This is a genomic window from Billgrantia pellis, from assembly GCF_008297955.1.
Lineage (GTDB): Bacteria > Pseudomonadota > Gammaproteobacteria > Pseudomonadales > Halomonadaceae > Halomonas > Halomonas pellis.
Genome location: NZ_VTPY01000004.1, coordinates 91,679 through 109,850, shown reverse-complemented (window position 1 = coordinate 109,850; position 18,172 = coordinate 91,679). Strand labels below are relative to the sequence as shown.

The 18,172-nt window shown below is 62.7% G+C and carries 13 protein-coding genes; 5 read left to right on the top strand and 8 right to left on the bottom strand.

All coding sequences use genetic code 11. The features are described from left to right. Positions 1–38: 38 nt before the first annotated feature. Both F0A17_RS10705 and acs read left to right on the top strand, forming a co-directional pair. On the top strand, positions 39–602 hold the full coding sequence (locus tag F0A17_RS10705; RefSeq protein ID WP_149328341.1) for a SprT family zinc-dependent metalloprotease: 564 nt from the start codon (positions 39–41) through the stop codon (positions 600–602). A 154-nt stretch (positions 603–756) separates the two neighbouring features. Then, the gene (gene acs / locus F0A17_RS10700; RefSeq protein ID WP_149328340.1) at positions 757–2,706 is read left to right on the top strand and encodes an acetate--CoA ligase; all 1,950 of its coding nucleotides are present in this window, start codon (positions 757–759) and stop codon (positions 2,704–2,706) included. A gap of 54 nt (positions 2,707–2,760) precedes the next feature. Here acs and ku (F0A17_RS10695) read toward each other — a convergent pair whose 3' ends face one another. The 5 genes from ku (F0A17_RS10695) to F0A17_RS10675 all read right to left on the bottom strand — a co-directional run bounded on the left by ku (F0A17_RS10695) (position 2,761) and on the right by F0A17_RS10675 (position 8,063). Next, a complete protein-coding gene (ku, locus tag F0A17_RS10695) occupies positions 2,761–3,915 on the bottom strand; it encodes a non-homologous end joining protein Ku (RefSeq protein WP_228716876.1) in 1,155 nt (384 codons plus the stop codon). Then, the gene (ku, locus tag F0A17_RS10690) at positions 3,908–4,684 is read right to left on the bottom strand and encodes a non-homologous end joining protein Ku (RefSeq protein WP_149328339.1); all 777 of its coding nucleotides are present in this window, start codon (positions 4,682–4,684) and stop codon (positions 3,908–3,910) included. Before ku (F0A17_RS10690) ends, ku (F0A17_RS10695) begins: the two co-directional genes overlap by 8 nt. Further along, entirely contained in the window at positions 4,684–4,869 is a 186-nt protein-coding gene (locus F0A17_RS10685; RefSeq protein WP_149328338.1) for a hypothetical protein, read from the bottom strand. Before F0A17_RS10685 ends, ku (F0A17_RS10690) begins: the two co-directional genes overlap by 1 nt. A gap of 17 nt (positions 4,870–4,886) precedes the next feature. Then, on the bottom strand, positions 4,887–7,451 hold the full coding sequence (ligD, locus tag F0A17_RS10680; protein ID WP_149328337.1) for a DNA ligase D: 2,565 nt from the start codon (positions 7,449–7,451) through the stop codon (positions 4,887–4,889). 159 nt (positions 7,452–7,610) lie between these two features. After that, entirely contained in the window at positions 7,611–8,063 is a 453-nt protein-coding gene (locus F0A17_RS10675) for a hemerythrin domain-containing protein (RefSeq protein ID WP_149328336.1), read from the bottom strand. Between the two features lie 427 nt (positions 8,064–8,490). Here F0A17_RS10675 and F0A17_RS10670 point away from each other — a divergent pair, with 427 nt between their 5' ends. Both F0A17_RS10670 and F0A17_RS10665 read left to right on the top strand, forming a co-directional pair. Further along, entirely contained in the window at positions 8,491–9,783 is a 1,293-nt protein-coding gene (locus tag F0A17_RS10670; protein WP_149328335.1) for an ATP-grasp domain-containing protein, read from the top strand. 15 nt (positions 9,784–9,798) lie between these two features. Then, positions 9,799–11,841, top strand: coding sequence for a CocE/NonD family hydrolase (locus F0A17_RS10665; RefSeq protein WP_187774679.1), 2,043 nt, complete (start codon positions 9,799–9,801; stop codon positions 11,839–11,841). Between the two features lie 203 nt (positions 11,842–12,044). Here F0A17_RS10665 and F0A17_RS10660 read toward each other — a convergent pair whose 3' ends face one another. Together F0A17_RS10660 and F0A17_RS20770 are read right to left on the bottom strand one after the other, a co-directional pair. Continuing rightward, positions 12,045–12,563, bottom strand: a complete 519-nt coding sequence (locus tag F0A17_RS10660) for a ferritin-like domain-containing protein (protein ID WP_149328334.1) — start codon at positions 12,561–12,563, stop codon at positions 12,045–12,047. Between the two features lie 263 nt (positions 12,564–12,826). Further along, the gene (locus tag F0A17_RS20770) at positions 12,827–13,114 is read right to left on the bottom strand and encodes a con-10 family general stress protein (protein WP_149328333.1); all 288 of its coding nucleotides are present in this window, start codon (positions 13,112–13,114) and stop codon (positions 12,827–12,829) included. Between the two features lie 350 nt (positions 13,115–13,464). On the opposite strand from F0A17_RS20770, the gene F0A17_RS10650 reads away from it, so the two are divergent. Beyond that, the gene (locus F0A17_RS10650; RefSeq protein WP_149328332.1) at positions 13,465–14,127 is read left to right on the top strand and encodes a response regulator; all 663 of its coding nucleotides are present in this window, start codon (positions 13,465–13,467) and stop codon (positions 14,125–14,127) included. 90 nt (positions 14,128–14,217) lie between these two features. Here the strand turns inward: F0A17_RS10650 and F0A17_RS10645 are convergent, their stop codons facing one another. Further along, on the bottom strand, positions 14,218–18,171 hold the full coding sequence (locus F0A17_RS10645) for a hybrid sensor histidine kinase/response regulator (RefSeq protein ID WP_149328331.1): 3,954 nt from the start codon (positions 18,169–18,171) through the stop codon (positions 14,218–14,220). Position 18,172 lies beyond the last annotated feature (1 nt).

Here is an 18,172-nt window from a genome sequence, read left to right as displayed (position 1 = left end):
AGCAGCCTGTCGGACCTAACGTTGAACTGCTGAATGTCATGAGACAACCTGCACTTCCCGAACCTTGCCCCGAGTGGCTGGCAAGCCTCGACGACGCGGCGCTGAAACGGACCCTGCTGGACCGCGTGGAGGCCGCCTGGCAGCTGTGCCGCAAGTATCACCCCGCCCTGCCCAGGCCCAAGGTCTGGTGCGACCTGCGCGGCAAGTGCGCCGGCCAGGCGCATTATGGCCGCGGTGGACTGCGCTTCAATCCGGTGCTGTACCGCGAGAACCGGCACGCCTACCTGGTCGAGGTGGTGCCCCACGAGATGGCTCATTGGCTGGTAAGGCATCTGCGCGACGGGCGCCGGGCGCGACCCCATGGCCACGAATGGCGTACCGTGATGGAGCGCCTGTTTGGCCTGCCGCCGCGGGTTACGCACGCGTTCGACACGCGTCGGGCCAGCCCCATGCCCTATCGCTATCATTGCGGCTGCCAGGATCACTACTTCACCGCCCGGCGCCATGCGCTCGCCCGCAGGGGGCGCCGCTATCGCTGTCTGACGTGCGCTCAGACCTTGGTCTATCAGTCTTTTGTTGATCCCGAAAGTCGTTACAACTAGCTGATATATAAAAGAAAAATCGTGATACCAAGGTCTAAGAGGAAGGCGTGTCCAGGCGGTATATGCTGGAAGGCAGATCTGGTACCGGCGCAATCAAGAACAAGCAGCCGGTGACAACCACCGAGAGGGCGCATCTCCTGGAAGAGGCTATTCAATGACCGATCAGCAGAAAGTCTATCCGGTAAGCGACGACTTCGCCGCCAATGCCTGGATCGATCGCGAAACGTATCAGACGCTGTACAAGCAATCCGTCGACGACCCCGAGGGTTTCTGGGCGGAGCAGGCCAAGCGCGTCGAATGGTTCAAGTCGCCGACGAAGATCAAGCACACCTCCTTCGATTCGAACAACGTGGACATCCGCTGGTACGAGGACGGCACGCTCAACGCCAGCGTCAATTGTCTCGACCGTCACCTGGAGGCGCGTGGCGATCAGACCGCCATCGTCTGGGAGGGTGACGATCCCAAGGATGCCAAGCACATCACCTACCGCGAGCTGCATGCCAGAACCTGCCAACTGGCCAATGCGCTAAAGGAGCTCGGCATTCGCAAGGGAGACGTGGTCACCCTCTACATGCCGATGATTCCCGAGGCGGCGGTGGCCATGCTGGCTTGTGCACGCATCGGTGCCGTGCATTCGGTGGTGTTCGGCGGTTTCTCCCCGGACGCCTTGGCCCAGCGCATCATTGGCGCCGACTCGAAGCTGGTGATCACCGCCGACGAGTCCGTGCGCGGCGGCAAGCACGTGCCGCTCAAGGACAACGTCGACGCCGCGCTGACCCGCAAAGGCACCGGGGTGTGCGAGAAGGTGCTGGTGGTCAAGCGCACCGGCGGCGAGATCGAGTGGAAGGGCGATCGCGACGTCTGGTATCACGACCTGGTCGACAAGCAGGCGACCGAATGTCCGGCAGAGGAGATGAACGCCGAGGATCCGCTGTTCATCCTCTATACCTCCGGTTCCACCGGCGCCCCCAAGGGACTCAAGCACACGACCGGCGGCTACCTGGTCTATGCCAGCATGACCCACCAGTACATCTTCGACTATCAGGATGGCGAGGTGTACTGGTGCACCGCCGACGTGGGCTGGGTCACCGGTCACAGCTACATCGTCTACGGCCCGCTGGCCAATGGCGCTACCACGCTGATGTTCGAGGGCGTGCCGAGCTACCCCAGCCACGGCCGCATGGGCGAGATCGTCGACAAGCACAACGTCAGTATCCTCTACACCGCGCCGACCGCGATCCGGGCTCTGATGGCCCACGGCGACGGCGTGATGGACTCGAGCCAGCGTGACAGCCTGCGCCTGCTCGGCTCGGTGGGCGAGCCGATCAACCCCGAGGCATGGGAGTGGTTCCATCGTGTGATCGGCAATTCCAAGTGCCCGATCGTGGATACCTGGTGGCAGACCGAGACCGGCGGCATCATGATCGCGCCACTGCCGGGCGCCATGGATCTCAAGCCGGGCTCGGCCACGCTGCCGTTCTTCGGCGTGCAGCCGGCGCTGGTCGATAGCGAGGGCAACGAGCTCGAGGGCGCCGTCGACGGCAACCTGGTGATCCTCGACTCCTGGCCCGGCCAGGCACGCTCGATCTGGGGCGACCACGACCGCTTCGTGCAGACCTACTTCTCGACCTACAAAGGCATGTACTTTACCGGCGACGGCTGCCGCCGCGACGAGGACGGCTATTACTGGATCACCGGTCGCGTCGACGACGTGCTCAACGTCTCCGGCCATCGCATGGGCACCGCCGAGATCGAGTCCTCGCTGGTGGCGCACGAGGCGGTGGCCGAGGCCGCCGTGGTTGGCTTCCCCCACGACATCAAGGGTCAGGGCATCTACATTTACGTGACCCTGACCGACGGTGTCGAGCCGAGTGACGCACTCAAGAAGGAGCTGACCCAATGGGTGCGCAAGGATATCGGGCCGATCGCCTCGCCCGACGTCATCCAATGGGCGCCGGGCCTGCCCAAGACCCGCTCGGGCAAGATCATGCGCCGTATCCTGCGCAAGATCGCCGCCAACGAGACCGAGGGCCTGGGCGATACCAGCACCCTGGCCGATCCCAGCGTGGTGGAGGACTTGATCGAGAACCGTGCCAACCGCTAAACCAAGCGCGACGTTAACGAAACTCTAGCCGGCCTTCTGGGCCGGCTTTGTCGTTCAACCCGCGTTGGCGATCGCCTCGACCAGTTCGGCCTTGCTCATGCGGCTGCGGCCGGGGACATCGAGCTTCTGCGCCCGTTCGTAGAGTTCGTCGCGCGAAAGCCGCTCCAGCTCGGCGGGGCGCCGCTTCCTGCGCGGCGACGCCTTGCCGTCGCCACTCGCCTTCTTGCCCGTGCTGCGCTTGGCTTTCGCCTTGCTGTCGGTGCCGGGGCTGTCTCGCCTGTCGGCAGACTTTCGTGAGGCTTTTACGTTTCGGCTTTCTGGTTCGGGCGGGCGCCCCTCGGCGAGGCTCTGCTTGAGTACCTGCATCAGGTCGATCACCTCGCCGCCCTGTTCCGGTTCGACATCGGGCTCGGACGACACCTCCTCGAGCGCCACCACGTCCTTCCCCTTGGCCAGCTTCTCCTCGGCGCGCTCGACGATGCGCTGACTCTGCAGGTCCTGCAGCGCCTCGCGTTCGAGCGTCTCGTGGCTGAGCGCGGCGATAGCCTTTTCCATGGCTTTTACGCTCCGCGGGTCGGGGGCATGTTCCTCGGGCAGGTCGATCGCCTCCGGTGAGCGTATCTCTTCGGCAAAGCGCAGGGTCTCGGCGCGGAGGATGCCCTTCTCGGCGATGATCGCCACCAGATACTCCTTGCCGCGCATGACGAAGGTGGCGATACCGGCGCGCTCCGATGCCTCCATGCTGCTGGCGAGCAGGCGGTAGGCCTTGGTGACGCCCTTGTCAGGCGTCATGAAGTAGGCGCGCTCGAAGTACATCGGGTCGATCTCGTCGAGGCCGACGAAGCGTTTGAGATCGATTTCCTGGGATTTCCCGGGAGCCAGCGACTCGAGCTCGCGATCCTCTACCACGATGAATTCGTTCTTTTCGACCTCGTAGCCTCGGATCAGCTCGTCGTAGTCGAGCGTGCGTCCCTCCTGCTCGCAAAAATAGCGGCGTGCGAGCGGCGTACCGTCACGATCGATCATGCGCATCGACACCGGCTTGGCGCGGTTGGCGGGGTAGAGGTTCACCGGCAGGCTGACCAGCCCGAAGGTGATGGTACCCGACCACATGGGCCGGGGGCCGCTGGCATGAAAGCGCTTCTTCTTCTCTTCGTTCTCCGGCGCCTCGTTCTTCGGCTTGCGCTTGCTTGAGCGTTGGCTAGGCACGCTTGCGCTCCTTCTTCAAGCTGGCCTCGAGCGCCTTGGACAGATCGTCAGAGGGCTCGCGGCGACGGATGGGAGTCACCTTGACGCTCTTGCCCTGGCGCTTGGCCTCGATCAGTTCCAGCACGCGGGCGCGGTACTCGTCGTGGTAGTCGTCGGGCTCGAATTCCGCTTCCAACATGCCGATGAGCTGACGCGCCATGTCGAGCTCCTTGGCATCGAGCGGCTTGCCCTTGGGCGGTTCGAGGGCGTCCACCGAGACGACCTGTTCCTCATGGCGCAGCGACATCAGCATGGGCACGCCGCGATGCAGACGCAGGGCGCCGACATAGGATTTCTTGCGCATGACCCAGCGTGCCAGGCCCTCACGGCCGCTATGCGCGAGCGCCTCGGCCAGGGCGAAATAGTCCGATTCGCTGCCGTCCGGACCCAGGTAGTAGGGGCGGTCATACCAGCGGTGATCGATGGCCTGCGGCGGCATGAAGCGAATGACCTCAATGTCGCGGCCCGAGTCGGGCTCAAGCGCCTCGAGTTCCTCTTTGTCGAACATCACCAGGCTACCCGCGTCGGTGCGATAAGCGCGACGCGTATCGGCGTAGGGGACGATCTCGTCGGTCTCTGGGTTGACCATGGCCTGCTTGACCGGGGAGCGATCCTTGGCGTGCAGCAGACGGAAATGCACGCTGCGATCCTGCACCGCCGAGTAGAGCTTGACGGGGACCGACACCTCGCCGAAGCGGATCACGCCCTTCCACATTGCCCGTGCGCCCATCAGCGATCCTCCTCGTGGCATTCGGGACATACCGTCTCGCGACCCTCGACGCGTTCCGCCACGCACGCGGGACAGATGGGGCGGTCGCAGTAGATGCAGTGATAGCCCGCCTCGTAGTGGAACGTGCACAGGCAGAACTGGCAGGTTTCGGGGCCGGATTCCAGCCACCAGGGCGTGTCGTTCATATCCCCTCCCGATCCGATCATTCCACGCCGACCGACCCGAGCAGATCGGCGTCCAGTGGACGAGCGGCCCTGGCGAAATCGGCCCAGGGATCCTGGCGCAGGGCCGAGAGCCGGCGGCGCAGGTTCTCGACGTTATAGCGGTCGGCGCGCAGCGCCGCGTTGAGTTCATCCCAGCGGATCGGTACCGCCACTGGGGCGTTCTCGCGAGCGCGCACCGTGTAAGAAGCCACCGCCGTCGCGCCCCGGCCGTTACGCAGGTAATCGATGAAGATGCGCCCTTCGCGCTTGGCCTTGGACATGTTCGTGGTCAGCCGCTTGGGATCCTCCTTGGCGTGCTGTTCAGCAATGGCACGGGCGAAGGCTTTGGCCCGGTCCCAGTCGGCACTGGGTTCGAGCGGCACCACCAGGTGCAGTCCCTTGCCTCCCGTGGTGCGCAGGAACGGCGTGAGCCCCAGCGACTCGATGCGCTCGCGCAATGTTCCCGCGACACGCAGGATCTCCTGCCAGGCGATGCCTTCGTCCGGGTCGAGATCGAACACCAGGCTGTCGGGCTGCTCCAGGTGGTCGATGCGGCTGCCCCAAGGGTGGATTTCCAGCGCGCCGGCCTGAACCAGCCCGACCAAATCGGCAGCCGACTCGACGTAGACGTATTCGGCGCTGCCTTTTTTTTCCGGCACGTCGATACGCGGCACGCTGTCGGGGATGGCGGTGCGTGGATGCTTCTGAAAAAAACATTCGTCGTTGCGGCCCTGGGGGCAGCGCACCAGCGACAGTGGGCGTCTCGCCAGGCGTGGCAGTACCCAGTCCTGGATCTGTTCATAGAAGCGTGCCAGGTCGAGCTTGGTCAGCCCCTGTTCGGGGAATAGCACCCGGTCGGGATGGGTCAGGCGGACGCCGAGCAGCGATATCTCGCTCTTGCGGCTCCCGCCGGCCTTGCGGCGAGGGGCGGGCTTGTCGTCGGCGGCTTTTTCGCCATCGGCGGCCATTTCCTTGGAAGCGGTCATGCGGATCTCCTCGGGATTGCGATCCTCGCGCAAGCCGCGAAAGGCCGGATGACGCAAGCGGCCGTCGCGGGTGCGTTCGGTGAACTCCACTTCGATGACCAGCTCGGGGCGTACCCAATGCACCGAACGGTTGTCCGGCACACTGCCATGAAAGGGCGAACGGGGGATTTCAAGTTCCCGCAGGGTAGCGCTCAGCTGTTCCAGCAGGCGGTTGCTGAAGCCGGTGCCCACGCGCCCGGCGTAGAGCAGTCCCTGCTTGCCGTAGGCGCCCATCAACAGCGAGCCGAAGCCGCTGCGAGAGCCGCCGGGGGCGGTATAGCCGCCGATCACGAACTCCTCATGGCTGACGCACTTGACCTTGAGCCAGTCGCGGCTGCGTTTCTGCCGATAACGGCTGTCGGCGCGCTTGCAGATGATGCCCTCGAGCCCCATCTGGCAGGCGCGCTCATGGAAGGCCGCACCCTGGGTCTCGATATGGTCGGAATAGCGTAGGGTGCCCTCTTTCATCTCCACGGTCTCGAGCAGTGCCGCGAGGGCGCGCTTGCGCTCGATCAAAGCGACTCCGGTGAGGTCATAGCCTTCGAGGTACAGCAGGTCGAAGGCCTGGTAGACGAGATGAGCGGTGCGTCCGCTGGAGAGCGCTTCCTGCAGCTGGCCGAAGCGGGTGATGCCATCCTTGCCCATGGCCACTACCTCACCGTCGAGCAGCGCCGCTTTCACCGGTAGCGCTTTCAGGGGCTTGCCCAGGTGGGGAAAGCGCTCGGTCCAGTCCTTGCCGTTGCGCGTGGTCAGACGCACACCGCCCCGCTCGACACGGGCCAGCAGACGATAGCCGTCGAGCTTGATCTCATGGATCCAGTCGCCTTGGGATGGCACGTCGCGGGCCAGGGTGGCGAGCTGCGGCTTCATCTCGCGCGGTAGTTTCGCGCGTCGGGCGCCGTCGAGTGTCGACGGATCGAGCAGGGCGGGGGAGAAAGTTTCCTGGGCTTCGCCATGGTTCGATGACCAGGTGGCGTCGCGGTCTTCTGCGATCTGCGCCATGCTGCGACCGCTGGCGATGCTGCTATCCTCGTCGACACTGAGCGAGGCATTCATGCGCGTCTTGTCGTCGTGGCGCTTGATCATCAACCAGTTGCGCCCATGCTTATCCTGGCGCTTGCCGCTCATGCGGGCCAGGGTCCAGCTTCCCTTGAGTCGCTCGCCGTCGAGCTCGATATCGATGCGATCCGGCTTGGACCGGCCCTTGAGCCGCCAGCGACCGCGATCCCACAGCATCACGGTGCCGCCGCCGTAGGCTTTCTCGGGAATCACCCCCTCGAAGTCGCCGTAGTCGAGCGGGTGGTCCTCGACTTCCACGGCCAAGCGTTTCTCGCCGGGCTCCAGGCTCGGCCCCTTGGGCAGCGCCCAACTCCTGAGAACGCCATCCTGCTCCAGGCGCAGGTCGAAGTGATCGTGACTCGCCGCATGCTTGTGCATGACGTAAAGATCCCCCGAGCCCATGGCGCGGGCTGCCTCGCCGGCGGGCTCCCGGGTGCGCGTGAAGTCGCGCTTGCGACGATACTCCTCGAGTCTCTCCATCGGCTCCGTCCATTGGCCGTCGAGTTTCCTTGACGAGGTTCATCTCTCAGCCTAGTTGTGCCCAGCGCAGGCGCCAACCCAACGTACCGAACGCAACAGGCCCCGGCGTCTTCACGCCGAGGCCTGCGCTGCTCTGTGGTGAGACATTGCGCTGCGCTATCAGGCTGCCATCAGTTCCTTCTTGCGGGCCTGCATCTTCTCGCCCAACTCTTCGAGTTCACGCTCCGACATGGTCTTTCTGGCTTGTGGGAACATCTCCTCCTCTTCCTCTTCGGCGTGATGCTCGATCAGTTCTTTCAGCACCTTGGCGCGACCGGAGAATTGCGTTCCGCCGGGGTCGGCCTGCTTCAAATCGGGCAGCACCAGGTCTTCTACGGCACGGTGCTCCTCGTGAGCCTCGTAGTACATCTTGTCGTTCTGCTTGCCGCTGGCCTTTTTGAAGGCGGGATAGAAGATCTCTTCCTCGATTTGGGTATGGACCTGCATCTCCTTCTCGATCTTGGCCAGCAGATCAGGGCGCTTCTTCTCGGCTCGCTCGGTCGTGTTGACCAGTTGTTCGAGCAGGTCGCGTACCTTGTCATGGTCTTCCTTGAGAAGATCGAGGGCATTCATGATGTTACCTCCTGTAGGCATCAATCCCTTTGGCGTTTCAAGACGATCAGCCTGACTTGCCGTGACAAATCGAATGCTGAATGGCATCAGCCGAATCGTTCGTTTCACATTAGGCGGGTCTGACGAAGTGTCAAATCGGTCTTATCTTCTTTAGCGTTAGCGAAAATAGTCATCGTTGCTTGCCATCCGAAGCGACACCTCACCGAAGCCTGACGGCATGTATCGCTGGGAAAGAAGTAGAGGCATTTCGTCGTATCTTTGTTTCCTTACGTTCCTAAGGGTAAAGAATCGTCTTCCCCGTGGAACCTTGCCCGCATCGTTCTTATCTTCTGAGGTGATGGAAGTGAGGATAGAAAGCGGGAAGGAAGTCTGAGCCTGGATCCAGGATGCCAGGTGCTCCCATCAACACGATCAAGGAGAGATAGAGATGAAACGGAACATTTTCGTCGTCGCGCTGGAAGACCATCAGCGTGAGGAGCTCGAGACCCTTCGCCATTCCGATGAGTTCGAGGTGCACAGCCTGCTCTCGGTCAAGACGGCCGTGGAGTCGGAGCGCTTTTCATTCAATGCGTTGCTGGATGAGGCACGCAGCAAACTCGAGGCCTTTCCTGGCTCCATCGATGCCATCGTCGCCCAGTGGGATTTCCCCACCAGTGTCATGGTGCCGATACTGTGCCGTGAATACGGCATCCCCTCGCCCTCGGTCGAAAGCGTACTGAAATGCGAGCACAAGTACTGGAGTCGGCTGGAACAGCGGAAAGTCATTCCCGAGGTCGTGCCCGAGTTTTGCGGCGTCGACCCCTTCGCGGAGGATCCGCTTTCCCAAGTCACGCTCGACTACCCATTCTGGATCAAGCCGGTCAAGGCATTTTCTTCCCACCTCGGTTTCAAGATCGAGAACGAGGCGCAATTCCGCGAGGCGATCAAGGAAATTCGCGAGGGAATTCGCCAACTTGGCGATCCATTCAACGAGGCGCTGGGTCATGTCGACCTGCCGCCGGAGATCCAGGAGATGGATGGTAACTCCTGTATCGCCGAGCAGATCGTCTCCGGCGTGCAGGGCGCCCCGGAAGGTACCGTCTATCGCGGCGAATTCAATGTCCACGGCATTATCGCTCAGCCCAAGGCAGAGGGTAGTGAAATCCCGTTCGATCGTCTGGAATATCCCAGCAATCTGCCAGAAACGCTGCACCACAAGATGGTCGAGGTATCCAAGAAGTTCCTCGAGCATATCGGCTATGACAATGGCTGTTTCAACGTCGAATTCATGTGGGACGAGGAGAGCGACCAGCTCTGGCTGATCGAGGTGAATACGCGCATCTCGCAGTCGCATAGCGAGATCTTCATCATGGTCGACGGCATGTCCAATCACGAGGTGGCCGTCGATATCGCACTGGGCGAGCGCCCTTCGCTGGTCAATCGCCAAGGGGAGTTCCCGGTCGCCGCCAAGTGCTGGATCCCGTACAAGCATGAAGACGGCATCGTGCGGCGGGTGCCGAGCGAAGAGGAGATCGAGGAACTCAAGCGGCGCTACCCGGGTACGATGGTACGGCTTGACGTAGCGCCGGGCGACCGCCTGGGGGATCTCCTGCATCAGGATAGCTTTAGCTATCGCCTGGGAACCCTCTACATTGCGGGTGAGGATCACGATCAGATAGAGGAGCGCTACAAGGCGTGCCTCGAAGAGCTCAAGTTCGAGATCGAACCCGTACAGGACTGAACTCAAGGAGGATTCGTGAGTGTCGTAGAGACGTTTCCCTACAAGGTTCGTGAGATCGAGAACGTCTTCATCCCGATGCGAGACGGGGCGCAGCTAGCCGCAAGGGTATGGCTGCCCGAGGAGGCCGAGCAAACGCCAATGCCGGCGATCATGGAGTATATCCCGTACCGTAAGCGCGACATCACGCGCGGGCGGGATGCCACCAACCACGCCTACCTGGCCGGCCATGGCTACGTCTGCATCCGGGTGGACATGCGCGGCAGCGGTGATTCGGACGGCGTGCTGACCGACGAGTACACCCAGCAAGAACAGGAAGATGGCGTCGATGCCATCGCCTGGCTCGCCGAGCAGCCTTGGTGCGACGGTAGCGTCGGCATGATGGGCATCTCCTGGGGCGGTTTCAACAGCCTTCAGGTCGCGGCCAAGCAGCCGCCGGCCCTCAAGGCGATCATCAGCATCTGCTCGAGTGATGATCTGTACGCCGACAACATGCACTACATGGGCGGCTGCCTGCTTGGCGACAATCTATCGGAAGCGACGGTGATGTTCGCCTTCAACACGCTGCCGCCGGACCCTTTGATCGTAGGCAACCGCTGGCGCGACATGTGGTTCGATCGCATGGAGAACAGCGGGCTGTGGCTGGAGCAGTGGATCGAGAACCAGCGTCGCAACGCCTACTGGTCGACCAGTTCGGTGAACGAGCACTATTCAGCCATCCAATGCCCGGTCTACGCCATCGGCGGCTGGGCGGACGGCTTCACCAACACTGTGCTGCGCCTGATGCAGCATCTGGAAGTGCCGCGCAAGGGGCTGATCGGCCCCTGGGGGCACAAGTACCCTCATCAGGGAATCCCGGGGCCGGCGATCGGTTTCCTGCAGGAGGCTCTGCGCTGGTGGGATTACTGGCTCAAGGGCAAGGACAACGGCATCATGGATGAGCCCATGCTGCGTGCCTGGGAGCAGGACAGCATACCGCCTGATACTTCCTATGCCGAGCGTCCCGGTCGCTGGATCGGGGAATCGGGGTGGCCATCCGACAATATCCGCATGCGTCGCTACGGTCTGGGCCCTTACACCATTGTCATGGGAGAGGGGCATGGCGGACCGCATCAGCGCGACGAGCACGAGAGCTCGCTGGTGCTGCAGTCGCCACTGAGCGTCGGATTGTTCGCCGGCAAGTGGTGTTCCTACGCCGCTACGCCGGATCTGCCGGGGGACCAGCGCGAAGAGGACGGCGGCTCACTGATCTTCAGCAGCCGTCAGTTGGCGGAGCCGCTCGATATCTTCGGCATGCCCGTCGTCGAGCTGGAACTCTCAAGCGACAAGCCCCAGGCCATGCTGGCGGTTCGCCTGTCGGACGTGGCACCGGACGGTAAAGCCACGCGAGTCACTTACGGTCTGCTCAATCTTTCCCATCGAGACAGCGACGCCAATCCCGAGCCGCTGGTGCCGCACCGGCGTTACCGGGTGCGCATACCCATGAACGGTATCGCTCAGCGTTTTCCCGCGGGTCATCAGCTGCGCCTGTCCGTTTCTACCTCCTACTGGCCATTGGCCTGGTTGCCTCCGGAGCCGGCCCAGGTAGAAATCTATCCCGGTAGCTGCACCTTGACGCTACCGGAACGCTCCCCGGGAGAGGAGGACGCGCGCTTGCCTGAATTCAACGAACCCGAGGAGGCGCCACCGCTGGACATTACGACGTTCGAGGCCAGCGAGCACAACTGGCTGCTGCACCGTGACCTGGCGACCAAGGAGTCGACTCTCGAGGTCATCAACGACCAGGGGCATTTCCTCATCGAGGACACCGGTACCGAGGTCCGTCGCAGCACACGCGAGTGGTACACCACCGTACACGACGATTTCACTTCGGCGCGCGGCGAGACTTATACCGAGCGCTCCTTCAAGCGCGACGACTGGAACGTCGAAATCTATACACGCAGCATCCTGAGTTGCGATGAAAGCAACTTCTTCATCCACGCCCAGCTCGACGCCTACGAGAACGACTATCGGGTCTTCTCCAAGAACTGGGAAAAAGTGATTCCACGCGATCACATGTAAATCCTGACGAAAGTGTCTGGCTGACCGCATCCCGTATCGGATGCGGTTTTTTGCTGAGACTGCTTGGTGGTGGTAACAGCGAAGCGGCTTGTGACCGATGCAAGCCCAGTGGGAGGGTGGAGTGAGCCAAAAAAACCCCGGCATTCCGCCGGGGCAAGGAGGGGCCTACGACGCCTTTCACTCATGGAGAGGCGGACAATGCTTCATTTCTTGGCGGTAAGCTGATCGTCCTCGGAGCGCTCGAGGTATTGCCGCGTGGTGTCGTCGAGATGGTCGGCCAGCCACTGCGCCATGGCTTCTTCCTCCCTGAGTATCCCTTCACAGATACGGGCGATTTCCGGCTTGGACGCCTTCTCCGCCGCTTGGATCAGCGCCTTGTAGCTGGCGATCTCGAAATGCTCGAAGGCATAGCTGGCCAAGCCACCCTTGACGACTTCGTCGCCTGCCATCATGCCCCCCATGGCCTGGCCGAAAGCCGCCAGCTTGCCGCCGAGATCCTTCATCGCCGACAAGTCGGTACCGAGCAATGATAAACACTGCTCGATTTTCTCCGCCTGGCCGCGGGTTTCGGTCAGGTGCTGCTCGATGCGCGCCTTGAGCTGAGGATAGTGCTCGAGCCGACTGGCTTGGGCTTCCAGCATTTTTTCCGCCTGCTTTTCCATGGCGTGAGCATCGCGCAGCCAATCTTCGAGATGTTTGGGAGTCTGCGGTTGGGTGCCCATGTGTTACCTCCTTGCGATTGCGATGGTGTATCCGCTCACTTGGGCGGCGGATTGATCTGCTCTTCCTGAGCGCCTAATGCGGCTTGGCCGGGCTCCCGGCCTTTGAGTTGTCTCCATCGTCTCGCCTGAGCCGGTGACGGTCACAGGCGATATGCCTCACCACACACCAGGGAATGGCCGTCCAGCAACCGTCCGGCGGGTGAGATGAAGCTGCCGGAGATCATTCTCCGGCAGCCCTGGGTGATAAAGTTGATGAATGGCGGCTAACTGTTCTTGCCACCCTTGCGCCCGGCCTCGGAAGCTTTTTGACGATCATTAGCGAAGTTGCCGCCGCTGTGTTGACCGCCTTTCTGACCGGCTTGTGAAGCCTTCTGCGGATCGTTGGCGAAGTTGCCGCCACTGTGCTGGCCACCCTTGCGCCCGGCCTCGGAGGCCTTCTGCGGATCGTTGGCGAAGTTGCCTCCGCTGTGCTGGCCACCCTTGCGACCGGCCTCGGAAGCTTTCTTCGGATCGTTGGCGAAATTACCGGGGTTCTGGTTACGCTGTGCCATCGTGTTTCTCCTTAACGTTGCACCTGCATGCCATTGTGGACATGCAACCCGTACTTCCCTTTACCGGTCTTACCGGCTATCCGGCATCTCTGGCGTATGCCATCGTCTTTGAAGATAGAAGGTGCGTGAAACAGCCATCAAGGAGGTTGCTGTATCCTTGTGCAAAGAAAAGTGTCAATCTTTCCAAACGGGCAAGCCTTGCTCGCCGAGCCGACTGACGGCTCATTGTCGACAACCGTGCGCATATGCTTGGGAAAGGGTTCCGGCATGGGGTAACATGCGGTTATCAATCGATGAGCCCAGTGTGGCGGCCCTGGCCCTGCGCTCGAGGAACCGGAGGAGAATCATCCATGGCCTTTGCCCAGAAATTCATCGTTGCCGATGACCATCCGCTGTTCCGCGCGGCGCTGACGCAAGCGCTGCGCCAGCTGGCGCCGCAGGCCGAGATCGTGGAAGCCGATACCATGGAGGCGACCTGCGAGGTGGTGACGCGCCATCCGGATGCCGACCTGATTCTTCTCGACCTTCACATGCCAGGCGCCCATGGCTTCTCCGGCCTGATTCAATTGCGTGGCCAGACACCCGACATCCCGGTGGCCGTGGTATCGGGCAGCGACGAGCCTCACGTCGTGCGTCGCGCGATCGATTACGGGGCCTCGGGCTTCATTCCCAAATCCTCGTCGCTGGCGCTGATCGCCGAAGCGGTGGGCGAGATTCTCGACGGCGAGGTATGGCTACCGCAGGAACTGGCCGACGCGCTGGGTGATGGCAGCGAGGAGGAGGCGCGGTTTGCCGAGGCCATCGCCTCGCTAACGCCGCAGCAGTTCCGTGTGCTCAACATGCTCACCGAGGGCCTGCTCAACAAGCAGATCGCCTACGAGCTGAACGTCTCCGAGGCCACCATCAAGGCCCACGTGACCGCCATTCTGCGCAAGTTGGGCGTGCATTCCCGTACCCAGGCGGTCATCGCGGCACAGAAGCTCGAGGTCGAGCCGCCCAAGGTGGAATCCTGACCCGGACTCCACCCCTGGGGAAACAGATAGACAACCGCCTCCGTGGCCCTGGCCACGGAGGCGGTTTCGTTTAGGCGGTCGCATCGTGCCTCAGCTTTCCTGCCGTGTGGCACGGCTGGCTTGTAGCGTACGCGTCAGCAGAGCGCGCAAGGCGGCGGGGCGGACCGGCTTCTGCAGCAACTGATAGCCGCTGCGTCGTACCTTTTCCGCGACCTCCTCGGTGCGGTCGGCGGTGATCACGATGCCCGGCACGGCGCTCTCGAGTCGCTCCCCCAAGGCCTCCAGCGCCATTAGACCGGTGACCTCGTTGTCGAGATGATAGTCGGCCAGTATCGCGTCCGGTTCGCCGTCCAGGTTGCGCAGCACCGATTTGGCGCCGCCGATGCTGGTCGCCGTATAGACCTCGCAGCCCCAGCCGGAGAGCATTGCCTTCATGCCTTCCAGGATCAGCGTCTCGTTGTCGATGCACAGGATGCGGGCGCCGGCCAGCTTGTTGCCGGCACGGCGCGGCGTCACATCCTCCTCGGCGCGTTCGGCCTCGCTGCGAGAGGTGACGACAGGAACGCTGACGGAAAACATGGTGCCGTGACCTTCCCGCGAGCGCACCGTGATCGGGTGGTCGAGCACCCGGCTCATGCGGTCGGCGATCGATAATCCCAGCCCCAGCCCCTTTTCGCTCTCCTTGTGTCGTGACACCTGATCGAGGCGGCGGAATTCCTGGAATATCTCGGTCTGCTTGGATTCGGGGATGCCGGGGCCGCTATCCCACACCTCGATGGTGAGTCGCTCCCCGCGGCGTCGAGAGCCCAGCAGCACTTGACCCTCCTGGGTGTAGCGAATCGCGTTGGACAGAAAGTTCTGAATGATTCGGCGCAGCATCTGGGGGTCGCTGTCGACCCAGAGCCGGGTGGGCACGACCACCAGGTCGAGGCCGCGATCCTCGGCCATGACCTCGAATTCAGCGCGCAGCGGGCGGAAGATATCCGCCAGGGGGAAATGGCTGCGCCGCGGGGTGAGGGCGCCGGCGTCGAGCTTGGAGATGTCGAGCAGGGTACCGAGCAGCTCCTCGGCGGCCTGCAGCGAGTTGTCGATATGGCCAATGGTGCGCTTCATGTCGCCGGCGTCCATCTCCTGGGACAGCGCCGAGGTGAACAGGCGTGCGGCATTGAGCGGCTGCAGCAGGTCGTGGCTGGCGGCGGCAAGAAAGCGCGTCTTCGAAGCATTGGCATCCTCGGCCACTTGCTTGGCCTGCCGCAGGGCCTGCTCGGCCTCGGCCCGAACGCGGTTCTCCTGTCGCAGGGCGCTGTTGGCCTCGGAAAGCGCCTGGGTCCGCTCGCGTACCCGCTCTTCCAGGGTTTCGTTGGTTTCCTTCAGCGCGATCTCTGCCAGGCGCCGCTCGGTGATGTCCTGATAGAGAGCGAAGAAGCCGAGTATCGCGCCACTGTCGCCGAAGTGCGGCGTATAGGTCACCAACATGTAGCGCAGGTCGTCGGCAATGCGCATCGAGACCTCGAAGTTAACCCGCTCGCCGGCCAGGGCGCGATGTATCCATGGCACGCGCTCACGCGCCATGTCGTCGCTGATCACACTGTCGATGTGCTTGCCGATCACCTCGTTGCGGTCGATGCCGAAGGCCTGCTCATAGGCGCGATTGGTGAAGAGGTAACGGCACTCCTTGTCGAAGTAGGCGATCAGGGCCGGCACATTGTCGGTATAGATGCGGATGTTGTTCTCGGAACGGATCAGCGCTTCCTCGATGCGCTTCTGCTGGGTGATGTCCTGGTAGGTGTAAACGAAGCCGCCGCCCGGCATGGGGTTGCCCTGCACCTCCAACACGCTGCCGTCCTGACGGTAGCGCACGTAACGATGAGGCTGGCCCTCACGAATATTGTCGATCAGCAATTGCACGTGCTCTTCCGGATCGCCGGGGCCGTATTCGCCGTTATGGGCGTTGTAGCGGAAGATCTTGTCCATCGGCGCACCGACCCGGATCAGGTGGTCGGGAAAGCGGAACAGCTCCAGGTAGCGCTGGTTCCACACCACCAGTCGCATGTTCTGGTCGACCACGCTGATGCCCTGGTTGATGTTCTCGATGGTGGCCTGCAGCAAGGCGCGGTTGAACTCCAGTACCTGCGAGGCCTCGTCGACGATGGAGATCACGTCGGAAATGCCGATGCCTCGCCCCTGCAACGCCGAATTGACCACGATACGTGCCGAGGAAGCGCCCAGCACCGATGCCAGGAAGCGTTCGGTGAACTGGATCACGTCGATGGAAGCGCGGTTGCCATCCTCCAGCGGTTTGCCCGTGCGTCGGGCGTAGTCCTCGAAGGCGCGGGCCACTTGGCCGGCACCGAGGAAGCGTTCGCACAGGACCTTGAGGTCGCCGACGGTGGTGGCGCCTGTCCAGGGTCGGTTGACCGAGGTCTGGCGGGTCTCGACGCTGTCGACGAACAGCGAGGCCTGAATGCGCTCCACCACCCGCTGCGAGGTGATCTGGGAAACGAAGATGTAGCAGAACAGATTCACCCCGAGGGACAGCATCACGCCATGGGTGAAGGAGTCGCCGAAGTTGAGCCCGAACAGCGACGTGGGGGTCAGCCAGGGATGATCGAAAGGACCGCCGGCGAGCCAGTGGCTCGGCAGGACGCCGCCCTGGATCATCGTCGGCATCAACAGGCTGTAGACCCAGATGGCGAAGCCGGCGTTCATGCCCACGATGACCCCGAGCCGGTTGCCGCGCTTCCAGTAAAGTCCGCCGAGCAGGGCGGGGGCGAACTGGGCCGCTGCGGCAAACGACAACATGCCGATCGACGCCAGCGAATTGAATTCGCCAATGAGGTGGTAGAAACCGTAAGCCAGGGCCAGGATCGCGCCGATGGTGATACGCCGCGCCTGGAGCACCAGGCGTCCATAATCGCGTGGCCGGGTATCGAGCCAGCGCAAGCGGAACAGCAGCGGGATCACGATTTCGTTGGAGATCATGATCGAGACAGCGACGGTGGCTACGATCACCATGCCGGTAGCCGCAGAGAAGCCGCCGATATAGGTAAGCAGGGTCAGCCATTGCTGGCCGGCCGCCATCGGCAGGGCGAGCACGAAGGTGTCGGGCTCGACCGAACCACCTGGAAACAGCGATAGGCCGGCGGCGGCGATCGGCAGGATGAAGAAGGCAAAGGCCACCAGGTAAAGCGGGAACAGCCAGCGTGCCTTGGCGGCGTCGTCCGGGTGAGTGTTCTCCACCACCGCCACGTGGAATTGGCGCGGCAGACAGAAGACCGCCAGCATGGCGAGCAGGGTCTGGGCCCAGAAACCTCGGCCAAAGTCCTGGTCGGCTAGCTGGCGCTGTAGTTCGAGCTGGGTGTCGGCGAGGGCCATTAGCTCGCCGAGGCCGTCGAACATGCCCCAGGTGACATAGATCCCCAGCAGCAGGAAGGCGAACAGCTTGACTATCGACTCGAAGGCAACGGCATGGATCAGGCCCTCGTGGTGCTCGGTGGCATCCGTATGTCGCGTGCCGAACAAGATGGCGAAGGCCGCCATGACGACCGCGACGAAGAAGGCGGTGTCGGCGAACAGCGGGGCATGGGTGATGTCGGCGGCGTCCGTCAGCACGGCGAAGGAGGTGGCGACGGCCTTCAGCTGCAGGGCGATGTAGGGCAGCGTGCCGACCAGGGCCACCAGGCTGGCAAAGGCGGCCAGCGACTGCGCCTTGCCGTAGCGCGAGGCGATGAAGTCGGCAATCGACGTAATGTTCTGTCGCTTGGCAACGCGAATCATCTTGGCCAGTATCGGCCAGAACAGCAGGAAAGTGAGGATCGGTCCCACGTAGATGCTGGCGAACGACCAGCCGGCGGTGGCGGCCTGACCGACCGCGCCATAGAAGCTCCACGAGGTGCAGTAGATGGCTAGCGCCAGGATATAGATGACCGGGCGCCGGCGGCTGGCACCGTGCTTGCGGGCACGCCGATCGCCGAGCCAGGCGATGACGAACAGCACGGCAATATAGAGCAGCGAAACGGCGATCAACAGCCAACCGGCAAACATG